Raw genomic sequence first — 22,387 nt, 5'->3', positions numbered from 1 at the left:
CAGGCGGTCCGCCTCGAACGTCGATGCCTAAGACGCGTGCCCGTGTTCAGCTCCACGATGCCCGCCCCGGCCCCGGACCGCACCGGGAATCGTCGGCGCGGGGGACCGCACCGGCCCTTGCCGGGGACTCAGCCCCGCAGGTGACAGAGCAGCAGACACACGTCGTCGTCGCGCTCGGAGTCGCTCAGCAGGGGCTGGAGGACCCGGTCCGCCGCGTCCTCCAGGTCCGCGTCCAGCTCCGCCCGCTCGAACGAGGCCAGCCCCGTGCCGAGGCGCTCGATGCCCGGGTCGATGCCCCGGGAGCGCCGCTCCACCAGGCCGTCGGTGTAGAGGGCCAGCGTCGAGCCGGGCGTCAGCCGCTCGGTGTGGTCGGCGATGTCCTGGCTCAGCGGGATGCCCAGCATCGCGCCCGGCTTGGCGTCCAGCGTGCGGATCCCGCCGTCCGGCAGCCGCAGCACCGGCGGCGGATGCCCCGCAGCGGCCCAGGTGAGGGTGCGGTCGTCCGGGTGGAAGCGGGCGATGACGGCCGTCGCGAACAGGTCCGGCTGAAGATGGCGCAGATAGCCGTGCAGCCGGGTCAGCAGCCGCCCGGGGCTGTCACCGTCCACGGCGTAGGCGCGCAGCGCGGTGCGCAGCTGGCTCATCATCACCGCGGCGTGCAGCCCGTGCCCGGTCACGTCGCCGATGACGGTGACCAGGCTGCCGTCCCGCTGAAGGAACGCGTCGTACCAGTCGCCGCCGATGTTCAGCCCGTGCGTGGCCGGCAGGTAGCGCGCGGCCAGCCCCACGCCCGGGGCCGACGGCAGCTCCGTCAGCAGGGCGCGCTGCAGCGTCTCCGCGATGTCCCGGTTGTGCTCGAAGCGGCGGGCGTTGTCCAGGGCGATCCCGGCCCGCCGGGCGAGCTCGATCAGCATCACCGCGTCGTCCGGGTCCCACCGCTCGCCCTGCGGCGACAGCGTCAGCACGCCCAGCGGCGCACGGCGCGGCGTCAGCAGCGGCACGCACAGCAGCGGCCGGTCGGGGGCCAGCGCCGACGGCGGCCGGTCCTCCACGCCGGGCAGATCGCCGGGATGGTCGGCGGCGTACTGCGGGCGCCCGGTGCGGGCCGCCTGCACCGCCGCGCCCGGGTGGGTGACGGGCGGCGGCCGGCCGTCCTCGTGGTCGAACAGCCAGACGTCGACACCGTCGGCGTACCGCGGCACCAGCAGCTCCGGCAGCCGGCGCAGGATCTCGTCGTGGTTCAGCGACGCGGTCAGCGCCGCGCTGGCGTCCGCGAGGAACGTCAGCCGCCGCCGCGCGTTCTCCGCCTCGGTACGCGCCCGGCGCTCCGCCGCGAACGCCTCCCGCTGCGCCCTGCCCGCCGCGTCCAGCTCCGCGTGCAGCGCCAGGACGCCCTGGTTGGTCTGGTGCAGCTCCTCCCGGTGGAACGCGACCAGACCCTCCTGCTCGGCCAGCTCCTCCAGCACCACCGAGGTGTCCTCGTCTGCGCCGAGCAGCCCCTCGGACAGCGCGGCCGCGTCCTCCGGCACCGGGCACGGGCCGGACAGCCGGCCCGGCTCGGGGCAGGGCACGGCCGTCGTCCACGGGGTGCGCTCCCCGGCGGCGCCGTCCGGGGCCGGAACGACCACCACGTGCAGCTCGCCGGGACAGTCGTCCGCGCCCTCGACGCCCCCGCCGTCCTCGCCGCCTTCCACGGTGAGCAGCCACGTGCCGCCCTTGGTGAGGCACTGCCGCAGCTGCCCGCTCAGGGCGGTGGCCAGCCGGGTCCGGGCCACGGTGGGCACACCGCACGCGGCGGCGAGCCGCGCCACGGCGATCCGGGCGCGGGCCGCGTCGGTGACGGTCGTGATGCGCCAGGCGCGCGTCATGGGGAAGCCTCCGGGGCGTTGGCGAGCACGGCCACGGCGGTGTCGTCCCGCACCGGGCGCGCCGCGCTGCCCGCGTCACGGACCGCCACGGCGGCCGTCACGGCCGGGTCGGCCGGGGGCACGCCGGTGTCCGCGGGCGGCGTCCAGCGGGACGACAGCCCGTCCGTGTGCAGGATCAGCAGGCTCTCCCCGGTCCAGTCGGTCTCGTCCTCGCGGACCGTGCGGGGCCGGTGCGCGCCGACGATCCCGGGCCGGGACAGCAGCGTCCGCCAGCGCCCGCCGTCCCGCAGCCGCGCGGTCACGTTGCCGATGCCCGCGAAGCGCAGCCGTCCGGTCCAGGTGTCGAGCTGGGCCGCGGCGACCGCCGCGCCGCGGGTCCCGGACAGCGCGGTGTGCAGCCGCTGGAGCAGCTCGGCGGGCGGCAGCCGGGCGCAGTGGCGCAGCTCCTCGACGGCGGCGTCGGAGGCGCGGGCGGCCTCGGCGCCGTGACCGAGACCGTCCGCCAGCATCAGCGTCACCCGGTCGCCGGACCGCACCCACGCCCACGCGTCCCCCGACCACTCGGCGCCCGCGAACGGCACGTTGACGCCGCCCGCGTGCACGCCGGGCGACCGCACCGGGCCCTCCTCGGGGACCGGTGCGGCCGTGGCGGGCCCGATCCGGGCCACCGCGACGGTGCCGCGGCCGGGCACGCTGTGCAGGCCGAACGCGTCGGCGATCCGCCGGCACGTCCCCAGCCCCGCCCCGAGCGAACCGCCGGTGCTGAAGCCGTCCTGGAACGCGCCGGCCACGTCGGCGATGCCCGGCCCGTGGTCCAGGGCGGTGATCTGCACGGCCCGCGCCGGCCGCCCCTCGGGCAGCACGGCGGGATCGACGACGTCGACGACCACCTCGCCCGCCTTCGCGTGTCTGAGCAGATTGGTCGCCAGCTCGGTGGCCACCAGCGCGCACGCTGCCCGGCGCTGCTCGTCAAGACCGGCCCGGGCCGCGGCGTCCTCCGCCGCCACCCGCACGTCGCGCACCCGGGTCGCGTCGTGCACCGGCACGTGCCACACGCGCGGCATCACAGACCCCCGCGCGGCCCGACCGGCCGGGTCACCCAGGAGGTGACCCGTACGACGGTGCCCGACCCCGGGGTGCTGTCCACCTCGAAGTCGTGCACCAGACGCCGCGACCCGCCCAGCCCCATGCCCAGTCCGTCGCCGGAGGTGTAGCCGTCGCTGAGGGCCCGCTCCAGATCCGGGATCCCGGGGCCCTCGTCGGAGAAGGTCAGCCGCAGCCCGGCCGTGCCGTCGGCCGCCGTGACGCGTGCCGTCTCCAGCACGCCGCCCCCGCCGTGCACCAGCGTGTTGCGGGCCAGCTCGCTCGCGGCCGTCACCAGCTTCGTCTGGTCCACCAGACCGAAACCGACCCGGGTGGCGGCCTGCCGCACGTGCTGACGCACCCAGGCGAGGTCCAGGTCCGACCGGATGGGCAGCCGCGCGTCGACGTCCGCGGCCATGTCCATCACGGTCTCCCCTCGCCGCCGGGTCTGCGCGCCACGATCGGCTGCGCCAGCAGTTCCAGCGCCGCCTCGGTGGTGAGCGCCGTACGCAGCTCAGGGAACGTCAAACCCAGCTCCACCAGCGTGATGGCGACCGCCGGCCGCATGCCCGCCACCACGGTCCGCGCGGCCAGCAGCTCGGTCTGCGCCGCGGTCTCGGCCAGCACCCGGCCGAGGAAGGAGTCGACGATCTCCACCCCGGAGATGTCGATCACCACCCCGGTGACCCGGCTCGCGGCGATCGTCTCGGCCAGGTCCTGCTGGAGCTGGGACGCCATGCCGTCGTGCAGGTCCCCCTGAAGGGTGACCAGCAGCACGTCCCCGAGCCGCAGCACCGGCACATGGCCCGCGACCGGGCGGGCGGAGTGCTCGCTCACCGCCGGACCGCACCCTCTGCCGGGGCGTTCACGATGTTCGCGCCCAGCTCGTGCAGGCAGTACCCGAGCGCGTCGGCGAGGCTCGCGCGGGTCTTGACCGTGCCCAGGTCGAGGCCGAGGTGGACGATGGTCTGCGCGATCGCCGGGCGGATGCCGGAGACGACGCACTCGGCGCCCATCAGCCGGGCGGCGGCGACCGTCTTCATCAGATGCTGCGCGACCAGCGAGTCGACCGTCGGCACCCCGGTGATGTCGAGGATCGCGAACCGGGCGTGCTGGTCGACGACCGCGTTCAGCAGCGTCTCCATCACCACCTGGCTGCGGGCGCTGTCCAGCGTCCCGATCAGCGGGACCGCCACGATCCCGTCCCAGAGCTTGATCACCGGTGTCGCCACCTCGAGCAGCTGGAGCCGCTGCCGGTCGATCAGGGCCTGGTTCTCGCTCAGCGCGGTCTGCATGGTGACCAGCCGCAGCGTGCCCATCAGCACGCTCAGCGCGGTCGCGCACTCCCGCCGCCGCTCGGCATCCTCCTGTTCCAGATCGGCCACCAGGAGGTTCTCCACCGGCGGCAGCAGCGCGGCCAGCTCGCTGGAGACCTGGGTGGTGGACAGCCCCGCGCGGGAGCGGGCCGCGCCCATCCGGGCGAGCTGCTCCCTGACCCCGGTGAACCCCGCGGCGTCCGGGTCCTCGATCCGCTGCGCGTCGGCCACCTGGGCCAGCGCGTCCACGATCACCCGGCCCGCGTCCACCGCCTCGTCGCGCGAGACGGTGAACACCGTACGGAACAGGGGCTCGTCGGCCCAGCGCTGGGCGACCTGCTCGCGTCGCCGCCGCAGGAAGTCCCCGACCTCCCGGGCGGGGCTCACGTGGGTGGTGTCCGCTTCGTGCTCCGGCACCTGTCTGCTCTCCTCCTCGTCGTCACAAGCGCCCGGACCCAGGACGGGACCGGGCGGGGCGGTGCCGCTCAGGCCTCGGGCTCGGTCGGGGCCGCCTGAGGCCGGTCGACACGCTCCAGCGCCTCGTCGACGCTCTCGGACACGGGCACGGTGATGCTGACGCCGGTCAGATCGAGGATCCGGCGCACCGCGGGGGTGGGGGAGATGATGTGCACGCTCCCCGGCAGCTCCCGCGCCTCCTGGTAGACGCGCAGGATGATGTTCATGCCGGAGGAGTCCATGAACGGGACCGCCGACAGGTCCAGCAGGAAGTGCCGGCGTCCGTGGTGCAGCTGGTTCGCCAGATGGTGCTGGAACTCGGTCGCCGTGTCGACGTCCAAGTAGCCCTCGACGGTGACGAGGGCCACGTCCTCACGAGGAAGTGTCACCTCGACGGACAACGGGTCCTGGGCAATGGGCACGAGTACCTCCAACAAGGTGATCAAGTCCTACGTCGCGCAGCCGCGCGTACCCCCCGATCGCCTCCTCATGCCTGCGTGCTCCAGATCGGCCGTCCGGGTGACCTATCCCACCCTGACCCCCACGATGCAGGTGTCGTCGTCGGTGTCCGACCTGCTGTACGTGAGCAGCCGGTCGAGCCGCTGGTCGAGCGTGCCCGGCACCGTCGCCGCGGTGGTCAGGAGATGCGCCAGCGACTCCTCCACCGAGCGGTCCCGGCGCTCGATCAGCCCGTCCGTGTACATCAGCAGGTTGTCCTCCGCGGCGAGCTGCACCTCCCCCTCCTCGTAGCGCGCCTCGGGGACGGCGCCCAGCAGCAGACCGCGCACCGGGGGCAGCGGGGCCGCCTCGGAGCCGCGCACCAGCACCGGCGGCAGATGACCCGCCCGCGCCCACCGCAGGGTGCGGGTGTCCGGGTCGTACAGAGCGCACACGGCGGTGGCCGTGACTCCGCCGGTCAGATGGTGCACCACCATGTTCAGCCACGACAGCAGCTGCCCCGGCCCCGCGCCGGTGACGGCGAGCCCGCGCAGCGCGTTGCGCAGCACCACCATGCTGGTCGCCGCCTCGATGCCGTGTCCGGCGACGTCGCCCACGCACAGCAGCACCAGACGCGACGGCAGCACCACCGCGTCGTACCAGTCGCCGCCGACGAGCTGCTCCGCCTCGGCGGGCCGGTAGCGCACGGCCACGTCCAGGCCGGGCATCTGCAGCGGACCCTGCGTGGGCGGCATGATCGCGCGCTGGAGCTGGAGCGCCAGCCGGTCCCGCTCGCTGGCGTGCTGCTCGGTGTGGGCCAGCTGGTCGCGGGTCGCCGCCAGCGCCACCTCGGTCCAGTGCTGCGCCGAGACGTCCTGGTAGGCGCCCCGCACGGTGAGCAGCCGGCCGTCGGTGTCCAGCACCGGCTCGGCGACCACCCGGATGTGCCGGGTCACCCCGTCGGGCCGCTGGAGCCGGAAGGCGGCGGAGGCCGGGCGCCGGTGGTGCAGCAGCGTCCGCAGGAAACGCCCGATGGCGACCGCGTCGTCCGGGTGGGCGTGCGCCGGCAGCTCCTCCAGCGGCACGGGCGTGCTGGTCTCCGCGCGCCCGTACAGGTCGAACAGCTGGCCGTTCCAGGTGATCTCCCCGGTGAGCAGGTTCTCCTCGAACCCGCCGATCCTGCCGAGCCGCTGCGCGTGCTGGAGCAGGCTCGCCAGCCGGGCCGTCTCGTCCTCGATCCGCCAGATGAACAGGATGCCCGCGCCGTGCCGGCTGACGCTGATGTCCGCGACCGCCGACAGCGGCACCTGGTCGACCAGCGCGGTCAGATGCATGCGCCGGGCCCGGAAGGGCTCACCCGTGGCGTGGACCCGCTCGATCCGCTGGAACAGCTCGCTCTGCCCGGCGGCCATCGGGTACGCCTCCAGCAACAGCGCCCCGCTCACCATGCCGCGCGGCCGGCCCGCCGGGTCCAGGAAGCGGCTGTTGACGTGCTGGATGCGGAAGTCGAGCAGGTTCCCCGACGCGTCCAGGTGCGGCACGAGCACCAGGGCCGGGTCGTACAGCCCGTCGGCCAGGTCCATCAGCTCGGCGGCGTCCGGCAGCGCCCGCTCCGGCCGGGCGGGGCCGTCGGGCGCCTCGTAGGTCTCCAGGGTGTGCGCGCACAGCTCCGCCAGCGCCTCCACCTGCCGCACGATCTGCGGCGGCTGCGGGGGCAGCGGCGCCGGCCAGACGATCTCCAGCACGCCGTACACCCGCCCGCCGGTGCCGGCGGGCACCGCCGCCCGGCCGCCGTCGGGGTGGTGGTGCCGGCCCACGCTGGGCAGCCCCCGCTCCGACAGCGACCCGATCCACAGCCCCTCGCGCTCGGCCAGACCGCACCGCGCGACCGTCGCCACGTCCGGCGGCACGTAGTACCAGCGCGCCGCCTCCGCGGGAGAGAAGCCCGCGCTGCCGGCCAGCGTCAGCGACCCGTCGGCGCCGGCCGCCCAGATCGCCACGGCCACCGCGCCCAGCGGACGCAGCGCCTGCTCGAGCAGCGACCCGGCCACCGCCTGCGTGTCGTCGGCGGCGAGCGCACCGCTCTCCGCCGCCCGCAGCCGTACGGCCGCCGGGTCGCCCTCCGCCTCGCCGGCCGCCCGGGTGGCGGCCAGGAAGGCGTGCGTCACCTCGGACATCCGGTCCCGGGCGGCCTGGTTGATCACCTCGACGGCGAACTCCAGCTGCGTCGTCCCGGCCTGCTCGGTCAGCTCGGCGAGCTGCCGCGCCGCCTGCGCCGGACCGCAGCCGAGGCGCTCCACCAGGATGCCCTTGGCGAGCTCGATCAGCGCCCGCCCCTCGGCCTCCGCCTGCGCGGCGCGCACCTCACGGCTCAGCCGGTCCACCGTCGCCGCCAGCCGGCCCACGGGGGAGTCGGCGGCCACCCCGGCCGGACCCGCCGCGGCAGGCCGCGGCTGCGTCTCCTCGGGCGCCGGATCGCCCGTGTGCTCCTGCACGCTCATGCCGGCAGCCAGCGGCGCACGCAGGCGATCAGCTCACGGCTGTCCACCGGCTTGGTGACGTAGTCGCTGGCGCCCGACGCGAGGCTCTTCTCCCGGTCCCCGGGCATCGCCTTCGCGGTGACCGCGATGATCGGCAGGTCCGCGTACCGCGGCATCGACCGGATCTCGGTCGTGGCGGCGTACCCGTCCAGCTCGGGCATCATCACGTCCATCAGGACCAGCGCCACCTCCGGGTGGTCCACCAGTCTCTCGATGCCCTTGCGGCCGTCCTCGGCGTGCAGCACCCGGAATCCGTGCAGCTCCAGGATGCCGCTGAGCGCGAAGAGGTTGCGCGCGTCGTCGTCGACGACCAGCACGGTCCGGCCCGCGAACGAGCCGTCCACCAGGGTCTCCGGCGCGCTCCGCTGCCCCTCATCCGGGCGCACCAGCGACAGCACGTCGCCGGGCTCCTCCGCCGACAGGTGCAGCGCGATCCGCTCCCGCAGCTCGTCCAGGCTGGACAGGAACTCCAGCGCCGTGCCCGAGGCGCGGTCGCGCAGGCTCGCCTCCGTCGCGGCGTCGGCGCGGTGCCCGCTGTGCACCAGCACGGGCACGCTCGCCAGGGCGGAGTCCCCGCGCAGCGCCTCCAGGAAGCGGGCCACCTCCGCCTCCGCCATGCCCAGCTCCAGCACCACGCAGTGGCAGGGGTCGGCGGCCAGCGCGCCGGCCGCCTCCTGCGCGCCGACGGCGGTGATGATGTCGACCGAGGGACGGGAGCCGCCGCCCGTGTGCGCGACGTCCTGCACCACGCTCTCCGCGACCAGGGTGAGCAGCCCCCGGGGCCGCTCCTCCACCACCAGCAGCCGGCGGGGGCGCTGCCCCTGCGGGGCGGGCGCCGCCTCGATCGCGGGCGTCCGGTGGGACGCGGCCTCCGGCAGCTCCTGCCCGGCCGGCTCGCCCTCCACGGCGGGCGCGGGCCGCAGCTGCTGCTCGAAGTCGGGCCGGGCCACCGGCAGGAACAGCGTGAACGTCGAACCCTGGCCGGCGACGCTGTCCACGGTGACCGCGCCGCCCAGCAGGTGCGCGATCTCCCGGGTGATGGACAGCCCCAGGCCCGTGCCGCCGTACTTGCGGCTGGTGGTGCCGTCGGCCTGCTGGAACGCGCCGAAGATCGACTCCAGGTGCTGCTCCGGAATGCCCACGCCGGTGTCCCGTACCCGGAAGGCCACCACGGGACCGCCCCGCAGCACCCCCTCGGGCACCTCGTCGTCCGGGGCCGGCTCGATCCGCAGCTCCACCTGGCCGCGCTCGGTGAACTTCACCGCGTTGGACAGCAGGTTGCGCAGCACCTGGCGCAGCCTTGAGTCGTCGGTGAGCAGGTCCGCGGGCGCGCCCGGCAGGGTGGTGACCGTGAAGTCCAGGCTCTTCTGCATGGTCATCGGCCGGAAGGTGGCCTCGACGTACTCGACGAGGCGGCGCAGCTCCACCCGTTCGGGGCTGACGTCCATCTTCCCCGCCTCGACCTTCGACAGGTCGAGGATGTCGTTGATCAGCTGGAGCAGGTCCGAGCCCGCCGAGTGGATGATCTGCGCGTACTCCACCTGCTTGGGGGAGAGGTTGCGCGAGGGGTTCTGGGCGAGCAACTGGGCCAGGATCAGCAGGCTGTTGAGCGGGGTGCGCAGCTCGTGGCTCATGTTCGCCAGGAACTCCGACTTGTACTTCGAGGCGAGCGACAACTGCTGCGCCCGCGCCTCGAGTTCCTGCCGGGCCTGCTCGATCTGGAGGTTCTTCGCCTCGATGTCCCGGTTCTGCGCGGCCAGCAGCGCCGCCTTGTCCTCCAGCTCGGCGTTGGACCGCTGGAGTTCCTCCTGCTGGGTCTGCAACTCCGCGGACCGCTCCTGGAGTTCGGCGGTGAGCCGCTGCGACTCCACCAGCAGCTCGTCGGTGCGGGCGTTCGCCACGATGGTGTTGACGTTGACGCCGATGGTCTCCATCAGCTGCGTGAGGAAGTCCTGGTGGATCTGGGTGAACGGCGTCACCGACGCCAGCTCGATCACGCCGAGCACCTGGCCCTCGACCACGATCGGCAGCAGCACCAGGGCGGTCGGCACCACCTGGCCGAGCCCGGAGGAGATGGTCACGTAGTCGGCCGGCAGCTGGTCCACGACGATGGTGCGCCGGCTGCGCGCGGCCTGCCCGACGAGCGTCCTGCCGAAGAGGATGCGCGCCGGCCGCCCGCTGTCGTCGGGGTAGCCGTAGGAGCCGACGAGACGCAGCTCGGGGCCGTCCTCGCCGTCGTCGGCGAGGTAGAAGGCGCCGTACTGGGCGGACACCAGCGGCACCAGCTCGTCCATGATCAGCTCGGCGACCACGGGCAGGTCGCGGTGACCCTGCATCAGCCCGGACACCCGGGCCAGGTTGGTCTTGAGCCAGTCCTGCTCCTGGTTGGCCCGGGTGGTCTCGCGCAGGGACTCCACCATCGCGTTGATGTTGTCCTTGAGCTCGGCGACCTCGCCGGACGCCTCCACGTTCACCGAGCGGGTCAGGTCGCCCTCGGCGACCGCGCTGGTCACCTCGGCGATCGCGCGGACCTGCCGGGTGAGGTTCCCGGCCAGCTCGTTGACGTTCTCGGTGAGCCGCTTCCAGGTGCCGGAGACGCCCTCGACCTCCGCCTGCCCGCCGAGGCGGCCCTCGGTGCCGACCTCGCGGGCGACGCGGGTGACCTCCTGGGCGAAGGCGGAGAGCTGGTCGACCATCGTGTTGATGGTCGTCTTCAGCTCCAGGATCTCGCCGCGCGCGTCGACGTCGATCTTCTTCGACAGGTCGCCCAGGGCCACGGCGGTCGTCACCAGCGCGATGTTGCGCACCTGGCCAGTGAGGTTGTTGGCCATGGAATTGACGTTGTCGGTGAGGTCCTTCCAGGTGCCGGCGACACCGGGTACGTGCGCCTGCCCGCCGAGGCGTCCCTCGGTGCCGACCTCGCGGGCCACGCGGGTGACCTCGTCGGCGAACGCGGACAGGGTGTCCACCATCGTGTTGATCACGTCCGCGAGCGCCGCGACCTCGCCGGCCGCCTCCACCCGGATCCGCTGCGACAGGTCGCCCCGGCCCACCGCGGAGGCGACCTGGGCGATGGAGCGCACCTGCCCGGTCAGGTTGGACGCCATCACGTTGACGTTGTCGGTGAGGTCCTTCCAGGTGCCCGACACCCCCCGCACCTGGGCCTGCCCGCCGAGGCGTCCCTCGGTGCCGACCTCGCGGGCGACGCGGGTGACCTCGTCGGCGAAGGCGGAGAGCTGGTCGACCATCGTGTTGATGGTGTTCTTGAGTTCGAGGATCTCGCCGCGGGCGTCGACGGTGATCTTCTGCGACAGGTCGCCCTTGGCCACCGCCGTCGCCACCAGGGCGATGTTGCGCACCTGGCCGGTGAGGTTGCCGGCCATGAAGTTCACCGAGTCGGTCAGATCGCGCCAGGTGCCCTTGACCCCCTGCACGTCCGCCTGTCCGCCGAGGCGTCCTTCGGTGCCGACCTCGCGGGCGACGCGGGTGACCTCGTCGGCGAAGGCGGAGAGCTGGTCGACCATCGTGTTGATGGTGTTCTTGAGTTCGAGGATCTCGCCGCGGGCGTCGACGGTGATCTTCTGCGACAGGTCGCCCTTGGCCACCGCCGTCGTCACCTGGGCGACGTTGCGGACCTGCGCCGTGAGGTTGCCCGCCATGGCGTTCACCGAGTCGGTGAGGTCCGCCCAGGTGCCCGAGACCCCCGGCACCTGCGCCTGACCGCCGAGCGTCCCCTCCGTGCCCACCTCGCGGGCGACGCGGGTCACTTCGGAGGTGAACAGCGACAGCTGGTCCACCATCCCGTTGAAGACCTTGGCGATGTCCCCCATGAGTCCGTCGGCGTCGCCGGGCAGCCGGGTCCCGAAGTCCCCGTCCCGTACGGCCGTCAGCCCCGCGAGGAGCTGCCTCAGCTCCCTGTCCCCCGGCACCGTGTCGGTCCCCTCGGTGCTTCTGCTGGTCATGCGCACCCTCGTTCCGGCCCCATTCAGAGCGCATTTCCGCAGATCAGGCGGAGTCGCGCGGCGAGAAATACGCCGCAATTTAACCCACCTCGCGGGCGCGCGACAAAGCAGACCGCGGCTTTCCGGGCCGGTGGAGAATCACTGGTTCCGGCAGGCATGTTCCGCCGTATGCGGGGTACCTGATGCGATTTCACCGCACCCCCGCCAGGTTGGCCGCTTTCGACGGCCGCCGTTCGAATGTGTGCCCGCCCGAGGGGTATCTGCTCGGGTGGAGGGGGGCGAGTCCGGACCCCCCGGCAGGGCAGGGGGAGCAGTTGATGGGGAGCAGTCGTTCTACGGGGAGGCCGGAAGCAGTGCCCACCGACAGCATCTGGTCGTACACGCCGGCCCTGGAGCACGTCCGCGGGGCGGACCTCACGGGGTTCACCGTCGTCGCGAGCGACGGCACCGCCGGCCACGTCGACCGCCAGGCCGTGCACCACGGCATGCCGCATCTCGTCGTGGACACCGGCGTGTGGGTCTTCGGCCGCAGCCTCCTGGTGCCCGTCGGGGTGATCACCTCCGTCGACACCGCCGAGCGGAAGCTGACGGTGTCCTGCACCAGGGCCGAGCTGAAGGCCGCGCCGCGCTTCCGCACCGACAGCGAGACCATGGACCGCGTCTATCTCACCGCCGTCGGCCACTACTACAGCGAGCTGCCCCGCGAGGAGCGGCCCGCCGGATGAGCGCGGGGCACGCCCGCCCCGCCGACGGCGCGCTCACCACGGCAGGAAGACGTGGATGTCCTTGCCGTCCTCGTGGGTCACGACGCTCACCTGGTCGCAGAGCGTGTGGATCAGATGCCATCCGATGCCGCCCCCGCCGCTGTGCGGATGGAACGGGCGCGGGGCCGGCTCGGTGGCGCTGGTGTCGTGCATCACGACATGCACCCCGTCGAACGTGCGGCGCAGCCGCAGCTCGAACGGCCCGGGGGCGTACTGCACCGCGTTGGCGGCCAGTTCCGTGACCACCAGGAGTATGTCGTCCCAGTGCTCCGGCGCCGACGGCGCCGACGCGCGGGCCAGGTCGAAGAGGAATTCCTCCGCGACCAGACGTGCGTCCGTCACATCGTGCAGCTCCCCCGGGAAGCTGGCGATGCGGCTCGTGATCTCCTCGCCGGCCAGTGTCCTGTCCCTACGCGACTCGGGTGCCATGTCGCCTTCCAGGCCCCGGTCTCGACCGGGGCGGTCGTCGATGCTGTTGCGTTCCCCGATCTGTGGGTTCCCGTGCGGGCGGAGCCTACGCGCCCGCCTGCCCGACGGTACGGGGTGACAAACCCCGCACCCCGTCGCGCGCATGATCAGCGGAACACGTTGTCCTCGTCCCACACCGACGCGTCGTCCGGCGCCGGGGGACGCGCCGGGCGGGTGCGGGACTGGTACATGGCGTCGATCTCCAGCGCGTAGCGGCGCACGATCTCGTCCCGCCGCAGCTTCATCGACGGCGTCAGCAGCCCGTTGGACACGTCGAACGGCTCCGGCAGCACCCGGAACACCCGGATCGACTCCGAACGGGACACGCTGCTGTTCGCCGCGGCGACCGCCCGCCCGATCTCCTCCCGCAGCGCGTTCTCCTCCCGCGCCTCGCGGGCCGGGGCGTCGCCCTGGAGCGACAGCGCCGCCCGCCAGTCCGCCAGGAAGTCCGGGTCCAGCGTGATCAGGGCGCCCACGCACGGCCGGTTGTCGCCCACCACCACCGCCTGGTGGACCAGCGGATGCATCCGAAGGCGCTGCTCCAGCGCGGCGGGCGCCACGCTCTTGCCGCTGCTGGTGATGATGATGTCCTTCTTGCGGCCGGTGATCGTGAGGTAGCCCTCGCCGTCCAGCCGGCCCAGGTCGCCGGTGGCCAGCCAGCCGTCCCGCAGGGCGGCCCGGGTCGCGGCCGGGTCGCCGAGGTACCCCTGGAACACCGAAGGGCCGCGCACCAGGATCTCCCCGTCCTCGGCCACCTTGACCGCGGTGCCCGGCAGCGGCTGCCCGACGGTCCCCGACTTCTCCCGGCCGTACGGCTGCATGGTCACGCCGCCGCTGGTCTCGGTGAGGCCGTACCCGTCGTGCACGTAGATGCCGATGCCCTCGTAGAAGAGGGACAGGTCGCGGGAGAGCGGCGAGCCGCCCGAGGTGGCCCGCAGCACCCGGCCGCCGAGCGTCGCCCGCAGCTTGCGGTAGACGGTCCGCTCGTACAGGGCGTGCTGCATCCGCAGGTCGAAGCCGGGGCCGGAGCCGCGTCCGAGCCGCTGCCGCTCCGTCGCCGCCGCGAAGTGCCGCGCGGTCTCGGCGGCCCGCTCGAACAGCGCCCCGCGCCCCGACAGCTGCGAGGCGCGCAGGAAGTTCTTGTAGATCTTCTCCAGCAGGGACGGCACCGCGTACAGATAGGTGGGGCGGAAGGAGCGCAGCGACGTGGACAGCGCGTCCGCGCCGAGATCCGGCTCGTGCCCCATCAGCAGGCCGCCCCGGATGCACAGGCTCTGGATCATCAGCCCGTACACGTGCGAGAACGGCAGGAACGCCAGCACCGACCCCTGCTCGCCGGGCGGCGCCGCGACATGGCCCCAGCCCGCCAGCAGCGTGTCGCAGATGAACGCCAGCCCGCGGTGGCTGAGGGCGCAGCCCATCGCGTGCCCCGAGGTGCCGGAGGTGTACGCCACCACGGCCGTGGAGTCCGGCAGCACGATCCGCCGCATCGAGTCGACCGTGGCCGCCGGGATGGCCTCGCCGCGCGCGACCAGCTGGTCCAGCGCGCCCGCGTCCAGCTGCCACACGTGCCGCAGCCGGGGCAGCTGCGCACACACCGAGCCCACGGTCATCACGCTCTGCTCGTCCTCGACCAGCACGGCCACACAGCCGGAGTCGCGCAGGATCCACTCGACCTGCTCCCGCGAGGAGGTGGGGTAGATCGGCACGACCTCGGCGCCCACCGTCCACAGCGCGTGGCACAGGACGGTCCACTCGTAACGCGTGCGCGCCATGATCGCGACGCGGCTGCCCGGCGATATGCCGGACGCGATCAGCCCCTTGGCCAGATCGACCACCTCGTCGCGGAACTCGACGGCGCTGACCTCCTCCCAGGTGGCGGACCCGGGACCGGTACGGCGGGCCAGCACCGGCATGGTCGGGCTCTCGGCCGCCCTCGCGAACAGGCTGTCGGCGAGGCCGCAGGTCAGGGGCGAGGCGGACGGCGGAGCGAGAGCGAGGTCGCGCATGCACTGCTCCTCACGGTGACGGGGGGTGGCGGTGCATGAATGTAGTCCAGCCGGGGGACCCCTGGGCCGGGATCACGTCAAGTGTGTCCGCACTGATGAACTGGCCGCTTTCGGGGGACCCGGCTGCCATGAGCTACGTCAATCCCGATCCCGATCCGGACCGCACCACCGGCCTCGAGGCGGGCGGCGGCGTCCCCCCGGGCGAGACCCCGCCCGCGGAGAGCAGCATGCCCGAGGCGGGCCCTTACGAGCTGTCCCACAACCCGGCCAAGGGCTGGGCCAAGGGCCCGCTGACCGCGATCCTGCTCCTGGTCGCCTTCATCGCGGCGTTCTTCCTGGTCTACGCGATCATCCTGCTCATCTGACCTGCGGTCGCGAGGGCTTGCCCGGCGGCAGGCCGTGCGGATGCGTGGGGGTTGATCGCGCAGTTCCCCGCGCCCCTTCGGGGCGCTGGGCGGAATGCGCCTATCGGGGGCGCGGGGAACTGCGCGAACGGGGGTCCGGGGGCGGAGCCCCCGAGTGCCGGGCCGCTCACGCCTGCGTATGCCGGACGCACTCCGTGACCACGTCACGCAGACTGTCCGTCCGCTCCAGCAGCGCGCGCTGGATCATCGCCCCGTTCCCGTCGCGCAGCAGCCGCCCGCACCCCTCACGGGCGCGGTCCAGGTCGCCGTGGTCGGCGAGGGCGTCCGCCGTGTGGTCCAGCAGCGCACGGACGACCGCCTCGGCGGGCATCCTCCGCATCGTCTCCGGGTGCAGCAGCTCGCCGGTGAGGCCGGAGCGGGCCGCCTGCCAGGCGGCCAGCCGCAGCAGGGACACGCCCGGGTCGAGCGGCTCCCGGCCCTCCCGCCACTCCCGCGCCGCCGTCTCCACCAGCGCCCGCGTCAGCGTGGCCACCAGCCCCGCCGTCTCCGCGTGCAGCGCGACGTCCGAAACCCGTACCTCCACCGTGGGGTACCGCTGGGACAGCCGGGCGTCGAAGTAGATCATCCCCTCGTCGAGGATCACGCCGGTCGCCACCATGTCCGCCACCCGCCGGTGGTACCGCTCCGGCGACCCGAACAGCTCGGTCGGCCCCGCCGACGGCCACCGCTGCCACACCCGGCTGCGGTAGCTGGCGTACCCGGAGTCCTTGCCCTGCCAGAACGGCGAGTTCGCGCTCAGCGCGGTCAGCACCGACAGCCACGGCCGCAGCCGGTCCAGGACGGCGACGCCCTCCTCGTCGGACTCCACCGACACATGCACATGGCAGCCCAGGACGAGCTGCTCACGCGTGGCGATGCCGTACTGCTCCTCCATCCACCGGTACCGCTCGTTGACGCCGACCGCCGGGCTGACCGGCAGCGGCGACGTGGCGAGCGCGGCGACCGTGCAGCCGATCTCCTCGGCGTGGCCCGCGGCCTCCTTGCGGCAGCGGGCTATCTCCGCGAGCAGGCGCTCCATGGAGGACTGCGGGTGGGTGGCGAACTCCACCATCTGCTCGTGCAGTTCCTTCTCGAAGACGTCCTGCCCGGCGTCCTCCCGCTCGGCACGGGCGAGCACCGCCGCGGACATCGCCCGCGATTCGCCCGTCTCCGGATCGACCAGGAGGAGTTCCTCCTCCACTCCCACGGTGCGCACCTGATGCTCGCCCTTCTGCCTGCCGCGTCGACGCCGAGCAGCCCTCGGCCGTACGACCCGCATGCCCCGCGCGGGGCGCGGGACACCTGTCGTCGTCGGCCGGGGGCTGCCGGGCGCCGGGGCGCGGCCTCACAGCGGCATGGGCGCCAGCCAGAGCGTCGCGAGCGGGGGAAGGGTGAGCCGGACGTGCCCGTCCTCGGGCTTGACCGGGTCCGGGTTCACGACGTCGCCGCCGCCGTAGCGGGCGGCGTCGGTGTTGAGGATCTCCTCCCAGGCGACCACGTCGTCGCCGACGGCGAGCCGGTAGTCGTGCCGGACCACGGGAGAGAAGTTCGACACCGCCAGCAGCGGCCGGCCCTCCGCGTCGTGGCGCAGGAACGCGAAGACGTTGTCGTCGGCGGCGTCCACCGCCACCCAGCGGAAGCCGGACGGGTCGGTGTCGCGCTGCCACAGCGACGGAAGCCGCCGGTAGTGCGCGTTGAGGTCGCGCACCAGGTCCTGCACCCCGCGGTGGTCGCCCGCCGAGTGGTAGCCCTCGTCCAGCAGCCACCACTCGGGACCCGCCTTCTCGGACCACTCCGCGCCCTGCGCGAACTCCTGCCCCATGAACAGCAGTTGCTTGCCGGGGTGGGCCCACATGAAGCCGAGGTAGGCGCGGACGTTGGCCCGCCGCTGCCACCAGTCGCCGGGCATCTTCGACACCAGCGCCTGCTTGCCGTGCACCACCTCGTCGTGCGAGATCGGCAGCACGTAGTTCTCGCTGTACGCGTACACCATCGCGAAGGTCATCTCGTGGTGGTGATACTTGCGGTGCACCGGCTCGTGCGCGACGTACTCCAGCGAGTCGTGCATCCAGCCCATGTTCCACTTCAGCCCGAACCCGAGCCCGCCGGTGTCGGTGGGCCGGGTCACCCCGCCCCACGCCGTGGACTCCTCGGCGATGGTCACCACGCCGGGGCAGCGCCGGTACACGGTGGCGTTCATCTCCTGGAGGAACGCCATGGCCGCCAGGTCCTCCCGGCCGCCGTACGCGTTGGGCTCCCAGCCGCCGTCCTCACGCGAGTAGTCGAGGTAGAGCATGGAGGCGACCGCGTCCACCCGCAGCCCGTCGATGTGGAACTCCTGGCACCAGTACACGGCGTTCGCGACCAGGAAGTTGCGCACCTCCGTGCGGGCGTAGTCGAAGGTGTACGTCCCCCAGTCGGGGTGGTCGGCGCGCCGCGAGTCACCGGGCTCGTACAGCGGCTCCCCGTCGAAGCGGGCCAGCGCCCAGTCGTCGCGCGGGAAGTGCGCGGGCACCCAGTCCATGATCACGCCGATGCCGGCCCGGTGCAGGGCGTCCACCAGGTACTTGAAGTCGTCCGGGGTGCCCAGCCGGGCCGTGGGCGCGTAGAAGCCGGTGACCTGGTAGCCCCAGGACGGCCCGTACGGGTGCTCGGCGACCGGCATCAGCTCGACGTGGGTGAAGCCCATGTCCGTCACGTACGCGGGCAGCACCTCGGCGAGCTCGCGGTAGGTGAGCCCCGGCCGCCAGGACGGCAGATGCACCTCGTACACCGAGAACGGCGCCTCGTGCACCGGCGTGTCCCCGCGCCGCGCCATCCACTCCGCGTCGCCCCACTCGTGGTGCGAGGCGGTGACCACCGACGCCGTGTTCGGCGGCGCCTCGGTGCGGCGGGCCATCGGGTCCGCCTTGAGGAACCGGTGGCCGTGCCGCGAGTGGATCTCGAACTTGTAGCGGGTGCCCTCGCCGACGCCCGGCAGGAACAGCTCCCACACCCCGGACGAACCCAGCGAGCGCATCGGGAACGCGGTGCCGTCCCAGTACGTGAAGTCCGCGGCCACCCGCACCCCGAGCGCGTTGGGCGCCCACACGGTGAAGCGCGTGCCGGCCACGCCCTGGTGGGTCATGGGATGCGCGCCGAGCGCCGTCCACAGCTCCTCGTGCCGGCCCTCGCCGATCAGGTGCAGGTCGAAGTCGCCGAGCGCGGGCAGGAACCGGTACGGGTCGTGCGTCTCGGCCGGCTCCTCGTCCCCGTACACCACCGTGAGCGTGTACGAGGGAATCGCGTCCAGCGGCAGCACGGCGGAGAACAGCCCGTCGCCCTCCGACACGAGCGGGGTGCGCCGGCCGTCGACGACCACGCTCACCTCGCGGGCGAAGGGGCGCAGCGCCCGGAACGCGATGCCGCCGGGCACCGGGTGGGCGCCCAGCAAGGCGTGCGGATCGTGGTGGGCGCCCGCCAGCAGGCGCCCCCGGTCGTGCGGGTCGAGGGCGGGGGCGGGCGTCCCGGTCGCGGGGGCGGACGGGGCGGGCCCGCCCGGTCCGGGCAGCGGGGTCTCGTGCAGGGCCACGGCTCAGTCTCCTCTCACGGCGAGGCGCTCGATCGCCGCCATCGGTACGGGCAGCCAGTCGGGTCGGTGCCGTGCCTCGTACAGCACCTCGTACACGGCCCGGTCCGTCTCGTAGGCGCGGAGCAGGCCGTGCTTCTTGCGCGGATCCCAGCCGGCGCGGGCCGCGTAGCCCGCGCAGTAGGCCTCGCGGCAGCGCCGCGCCCACTCCGGACGCCAGGGGCGGCGCTGCCGGGCGGCATAGTCGAAGGAGCGCAGCATCCCGGCGATGTCCCGCACGGGGGAGTGGGCGCTGCGCCGTTCGGAGAGCGGCCGGGACGGCTCGCCCTCGAAGTCGATCACGAACCACTCGCGTCCCGCCCGCAGCACCTGGCCGAGGTGCAGGTCGCCGTGGATGCGCTGGGCGGGCGGCCCGGCGTCGCAGGTGGCGAGCGCGGCGAAGGCGCCGCGCAGCCCCGGCACGTACGGCTGGAGCGCGGGCACGGCGTGCGCGGCGGCGGTCAGCCGCTCGGTCATCGCCGCCGCCGTCTGCCCGTTCTCGCCGGGCGCGCCGACGGGGAACGCGGAGGACAGCGCCAGGTGCACGTCCGCCGTGGCGCGGCCGAGGGCGTGCGCCTGCGCGGTGAAGTCGTCCCCCGAGGCGAGCGCGTCGAGGGCCAGCGTCCAGCCGTCGGCGGCGTTGCGCAGATACGGCTGGAGCACCCCCAGCGTCGCCTTGAACGGGTGCGTGGTGCGCAGCCAGGCCACCGGCGCGGGCACCCGGTGGCAGCCCTGCCGGGCCAGCGCCCCGGGCACCTCCAGGTCGGGGTTGACGCCGGGCTGGATGCGCCGGAAGACCTTCAGGATGTACTCGTCGCCGTACACCAGCGAGGAGTTGGACTGCTCGGCGTTCAGCAGCCGCGGCACGAGACCCGCGGGGACCTCGTGGGCCGGGTCGCCCTCGAAGTGCAGCGGGCCCGCGGTGCCCGGCCGGCGCAGCCGCTCCAGCAGCAGCTGGGCGGCGCGCGGGTCCTGGAGGGCGTCGTAGACCGTCAGCCCGGCCAGCAGGCCGTCCCGCACAGTGCCGATGAGCGCCTTGCCCAGCCGGGGCGAGGGCCGCTCGCGCACCCCGAGCAGCAGCTGGTAGCAGTCGCCGGCGGGGGTGGTGCCCCCGGGGGCCGGCACGCCGCCGTGCGCGGCGTGCACCAGCACGTGCAGACAGCCCGGGAACAGCTCGGTCGTGGACAGCACGCCGAGATCGGTGACGGGACGGTCCTTGCCCGCGAACCAGCGCTGGAGCGGCAGCCACTCGCGCAGCAGCCCGGCGAGCGACTCCAGCGACTCGGCGGGCGCGCTCCGCGGGCGCAGGAATGCGGTCTTCGTCATCGTGACGCCTCCTCTCGCCGGCACACGCTCACAGTCGTCGGCCGATGCGGGATGCGACTCGGGTGAGCCGGAACCAGTAGAAGCCGTGGCCCCCGAGGGTCAGCAGGTACGGCAGTTCGCCGATGGCCGGGAAGCGCACCCCGCCGAACAGCTCCACCGGATGCCGGCCGTCGAACTCGCGCAGGTCGAGCTCGGTGGGCTGGGAGAAGCGGGAGAAGTTGTTGACGCAGAGGACGAGGTCGTCCTCGTATTCGCGGAGGAAGGCGAGGACGGCGGGGTTGGAGGAGGGCAGTTCGGTGTAGGAGCCGAGGCCGAACGCCGGGTTCTGCTTGCGGATCTCGATCATGCGCCGGGTCCAGTGGAGCAGCGACGACGGCGAGGCCATGGAGGCTTCGACATTGGTGACCTGGTAGCCGTAGACCGGGTCCATGATCGTGGGGAGGTAGAGGCGGCCGGGGTCGGAGGAGGAGAAGCCGGCGTTGCGGTCCGGCGTCCACTGCATGGGGGTGCGGACGGCGTCGCGGTCGCCGAGCCAGATGTTGTCGCCCATGCCGATCTCGTCGCCGTAGTAGATGATCGGCGACCCGGGCAGGGACAGCAGCAGGGCCGTGAAGAGTTCGATCTGGTTGCGGTCGTTGTCGAGGAGGGGGGCGAGGCGGCGGCGGATGCCGATGTTGGCGCGCATGCGGGGGTCCTTGGCGTACTCGGCCCACATGTAGTCGCGTTCCTCGTCGGTGACCATCTCCAGGGTCAGCTCGTCGTGGTTGCGCAGGAAGATGCCCCACTGGCAGCCGGAGGGGATGGCCGGGGTCTTGGCCAGGATCTCCGAGACGGGGTAGCGGGACTCCCTTCGCACGGCCATGAAGATGCGGGGCATGACCGGGAAGTGGAAGGCCATGTGGCATTCGTCGCCGCCGGCGCTGTAGTCGCCGAAGTAGTCGACGACGTCCTCGGGCCACTGGTTGGCCTCGGCGAGGAGCACGGTGTCGGGGTACTGGGTGTCGATCTCCTTGCGGACCCGCTTGAGGAACGCGTGCGTCGCCGGCAGGTTCTCGCAGTTCGTCCCCTCGGCCGCGTACAGATAGGGGACGGCGTCCAGCCGGAACCCGTCGATGCCCAGGTCGAGCCAGAAGCGCAGGGCGGCGAGGATCTCCTCCTGCACGCGCGGGTTCTCGTAGTTGAGGTCCGGCTGGTGGGAGAAGAACCGGTGGAAGTAGTACTGCTTGCGCACCGGGTCGTAGGTCCAGTTGGACGCCTCGGTGTCGACGAAGATGATGCGCGCGTCCGGGTAGCCGGTGTCGTCGTCGGCCCAGACGTAGAAGTCGCCGTAGGGGCCGTCCGGGTTTTTGCGGGACTCCTCGAACCACGGGTGCTGGTCGCTGGTGTGGTTCATGACGAAGTCGATGATCACGCGCATGCCGCGGTGGTGCGCGGCGTCGACGAACTCCACGAAGTCGGCGAGGTCACCGAACTCGGGCAGCACGCCCGTGTAGTCGGCGACGTCGTAACCGCCGTCGCGCAGCGGCGACTTGAAGAACGGCGGCAGCCACAGACAGTCCACGCCCAGCCATTGCAGATAGTCCAGCTTGGAGGTCAGGCCCTTCAGGTCGCCGATGCCGTCCCCGTTGCTGTCCTGGAAGGAGCGGACGAGGACCTCGTAGAAGACGGCGCGCTTGAACCACTCCGGGTCCCGCTCCCTGACCGGCGTGTCCTCGAACGTGTCCGGCACTGGCTCGTTCACGGTCATGGCGTTCCTGGCCCTCCGTTTCGCTGTGCGGCGGGCGGTCGCTGGACGTGCAGGACATGCGCGGGAGCCCGCCCCGGCTCCAGCCGCACGTAGTTGGTGCTGCCCCAGTGGTAGGTCTCGCCGGTGAGCTCGTCGTGCACCGGCACCGTCTCGTCCTGGTTCAGGCCGAGGTGCGGCATGTCCAGCGAGACCGTCGCCTCCTGGACGTGATGGGGGTCGAGGTTGACGACCACGAGCACGACGTCGGAGCCCCTGCGCTTGCTGTACGCCAGGACGGAGTCGTTGTCGGTGCGGTGGAAGCGGAGGTTGCGCAGCAGACGCAGCGCGGGGTGGTCCCGCCGGATGGTGTTGAGGCGGGTGATGAGGGGGGCGATGGTGCGTCCCTCGCGTGCGGCGGCG

General features: G+C 73.1%; 16 protein-coding genes and 1 pseudogene. 2 read left to right on the top strand and 15 right to left on the bottom strand.

Annotated elements, in window-relative coordinates:
• Positions 1-128 precede the first annotated feature (128 nt).
• The 8 genes from ACFOSY_RS20825 to ACFOSY_RS20790 form a co-directional block, all read right to left on the bottom strand.
• Positions 129-1,868, bottom strand: coding sequence for a PP2C family protein-serine/threonine phosphatase (locus tag ACFOSY_RS20825; protein ID WP_394309074.1), 1,740 nt, complete (start codon positions 1,866-1,868; stop codon positions 129-131).
• Positions 1,865-2,932, bottom strand: a complete 1,068-nt coding sequence (locus ACFOSY_RS20820) for a SpoIIE family protein phosphatase (protein WP_394309071.1) — start codon at positions 2,930-2,932, stop codon at positions 1,865-1,867. Before ACFOSY_RS20820 ends, ACFOSY_RS20825 begins: the two co-directional genes overlap by 4 nt.
• Complete coding sequence (locus ACFOSY_RS20815; protein ID WP_394309069.1) at positions 2,932-3,375, bottom strand: anti-sigma regulatory factor; 444 nt, start codon at positions 3,373-3,375, stop codon at positions 2,932-2,934. The genes ACFOSY_RS20820 and ACFOSY_RS20815 overlap by 1 nt, the downstream gene beginning before the upstream one ends.
• The gene (locus ACFOSY_RS20810) at positions 3,375-3,788 is read right to left on the bottom strand and encodes an STAS domain-containing protein (protein ID WP_394309067.1); all 414 of its coding nucleotides are present in this window, start codon (positions 3,786-3,788) and stop codon (positions 3,375-3,377) included. Before ACFOSY_RS20810 ends, ACFOSY_RS20815 begins: the two co-directional genes overlap by 1 nt.
• A complete protein-coding gene (locus ACFOSY_RS20805) occupies positions 3,785-4,684 on the bottom strand; it encodes an STAS domain-containing protein (protein WP_394309065.1) in 900 nt (299 codons plus the stop codon). Before ACFOSY_RS20805 ends, ACFOSY_RS20810 begins: the two co-directional genes overlap by 4 nt.
• Before the next feature lie 68 nt (positions 4,685-4,752).
• Positions 4,753-5,145, bottom strand: a complete 393-nt coding sequence (locus ACFOSY_RS20800; RefSeq protein WP_394309063.1) for an STAS domain-containing protein — start codon at positions 5,143-5,145, stop codon at positions 4,753-4,755.
• Between the two features lie 102 nt (positions 5,146-5,247).
• Complete coding sequence (locus ACFOSY_RS20795; protein ID WP_394309061.1) at positions 5,248-7,662, bottom strand: SpoIIE family protein phosphatase; 2,415 nt, start codon at positions 7,660-7,662, stop codon at positions 5,248-5,250.
• A complete protein-coding gene (locus ACFOSY_RS20790) occupies positions 7,659-11,663 on the bottom strand; it encodes a HAMP domain-containing protein (RefSeq protein WP_394309059.1) in 4,005 nt (1,334 codons plus the stop codon). The genes ACFOSY_RS20795 and ACFOSY_RS20790 overlap by 4 nt, the downstream gene beginning before the upstream one ends.
• A 353-nt stretch (positions 11,664-12,016) precedes the next feature.
• Here ACFOSY_RS20790 and ACFOSY_RS20785 point away from each other — a divergent pair, with 353 nt between their 5' ends.
• A complete protein-coding gene (locus ACFOSY_RS20785; protein ID WP_394309057.1) occupies positions 12,017-12,388 on the top strand; it encodes a PRC-barrel domain containing protein in 372 nt (123 codons plus the stop codon).
• Between the two features lie 33 nt (positions 12,389-12,421).
• Here the strand turns inward: ACFOSY_RS20785 and ACFOSY_RS20780 are convergent, their stop codons facing one another.
• Positions 12,422-12,856: an ATP-binding protein gene (locus tag ACFOSY_RS20780; RefSeq protein WP_394309055.1), complete on the bottom strand. Its 435-nt coding sequence runs from the start codon at positions 12,854-12,856 to the stop codon at positions 12,422-12,424.
• 146 nt (positions 12,857-13,002) lie between these two features.
• Positions 13,003-14,904, bottom strand: a complete 1,902-nt coding sequence (locus ACFOSY_RS20775) for an AMP-dependent synthetase/ligase (protein ID WP_394309053.1) — start codon at positions 14,902-14,904, stop codon at positions 13,003-13,005.
• Between the two features lie 128 nt (positions 14,905-15,032).
• Between ACFOSY_RS20775 and ACFOSY_RS20770 the strand changes: the two genes are divergently transcribed.
• Complete coding sequence (locus ACFOSY_RS20770) at positions 15,033-15,269, top strand: DUF6480 family protein (RefSeq protein WP_394309051.1); 237 nt, start codon at positions 15,033-15,035, stop codon at positions 15,267-15,269.
• Between the two features lie 166 nt (positions 15,270-15,435).
• Here the strand turns inward: ACFOSY_RS20770 and ACFOSY_RS20765 are convergent, their stop codons facing one another.
• The 5 genes and pseudogenes from ACFOSY_RS20765 to ACFOSY_RS20745 all read right to left on the bottom strand — a co-directional run.
• Positions 15,436-16,524 carry a glutamate--cysteine ligase 2 gene (locus ACFOSY_RS20765; protein WP_394309048.1) on the bottom strand — a complete coding sequence of 363 codons (1,089 nt, stop codon included), beginning with the start codon at positions 16,522-16,524 and terminating at the stop codon, positions 15,436-15,438.
• A gap of 129 nt (positions 16,525-16,653) precedes the next feature.
• Positions 16,654-18,879 carry a 1,4-alpha-glucan branching enzyme gene (gene glgB, locus ACFOSY_RS20760; protein ID WP_394309046.1) on the bottom strand — a complete coding sequence of 742 codons (2,226 nt, stop codon included), beginning with the start codon at positions 18,877-18,879 and terminating at the stop codon, positions 16,654-16,656.
• A 3-nt stretch (positions 18,880-18,882) separates the two neighbouring features.
• On the bottom strand, positions 18,883-20,241 hold the full coding sequence (locus ACFOSY_RS20755; protein WP_394309044.1) for a maltokinase N-terminal cap-like domain-containing protein: 1,359 nt from the start codon (positions 20,239-20,241) through the stop codon (positions 18,883-18,885).
• Between the two features lie 28 nt (positions 20,242-20,269).
• Positions 20,270-21,988 (bottom strand): maltose alpha-D-glucosyltransferase, encoded by a 1,719-nt coding sequence (treS, locus tag ACFOSY_RS20750; protein WP_394309042.1) that lies wholly within the window; start codon positions 21,986-21,988, stop codon positions 20,270-20,272.
• Positions 21,985-22,387, bottom strand: a pseudogene (locus tag ACFOSY_RS20745) (alpha-1,4-glucan--maltose-1-phosphate maltosyltransferase); the annotation flags it as partial. The pseudogene ACFOSY_RS20745 and the gene treS, both read right to left, overlap by 4 nt.

Source organism: Streptomyces lusitanus (assembly GCF_042647945.1).
In the GTDB taxonomy this organism is placed as follows: domain Bacteria; phylum Actinomycetota; class Actinomycetes; order Streptomycetales; family Streptomycetaceae; genus Streptomyces; species Streptomyces pseudogriseolus.
The sequence above is the reverse complement of the archived record's forward strand: the minus strand, read 5'-3'. Positions and strand labels throughout refer to the sequence as shown.

Bases quoted from the DNA above. Each gene is read 5' to 3' on its own strand.
- ACFOSY_RS20825 (WP_394309074.1), bottom strand. From the start codon at position 1,868: ATGACGCGCGCCTGGCGCATCACGACCGTCACCGACGCGGCCCGCGCC.
- ACFOSY_RS20820 (WP_394309071.1), bottom strand. From the start codon at position 2,932: ATGCCGCGCGTGTGGCACGTGCCGGTGCACGACGCGACCCGGGTGCGC.
- ACFOSY_RS20815 (WP_394309069.1), bottom strand. From the start codon at position 3,375: ATGGACATGGCCGCGGACGTCGACGCGCGGCTGCCCATCCGGTCGGAC.
- ACFOSY_RS20795 (WP_394309061.1), bottom strand. From the start codon at position 7,662: ATGAGCGTGCAGGAGCACACGGGCGATCCGGCGCCCGAGGAGACGCAG.
- ACFOSY_RS20790 (WP_394309059.1), bottom strand. From the start codon at position 11,663: ATGACCAGCAGAAGCACCGAGGGGACCGACACGGTGCCGGGGGACAGG.
- ACFOSY_RS20780 (WP_394309055.1), bottom strand. From the start codon at position 12,856: ATGGCACCCGAGTCGCGTAGGGACAGGACACTGGCCGGCGAGGAGATC.
- ACFOSY_RS20775 (WP_394309053.1), bottom strand. From the start codon at position 14,904: ATGCGCGACCTCGCTCTCGCTCCGCCGTCCGCCTCGCCCCTGACCTGC.
- ACFOSY_RS20770 (WP_394309051.1), top strand. From the start codon at position 15,033: ATGAGCTACGTCAATCCCGATCCCGATCCGGACCGCACCACCGGCCTC.
- ACFOSY_RS20755 (WP_394309044.1), bottom strand. From the start codon at position 20,241: ATGACGAAGACCGCATTCCTGCGCCCGCGGAGCGCGCCCGCCGAGTCG.
- treS (WP_394309042.1), bottom strand. From the start codon at position 21,988: ATGACCGTGAACGAGCCAGTGCCGGACACGTTCGAGGACACGCCGGTC.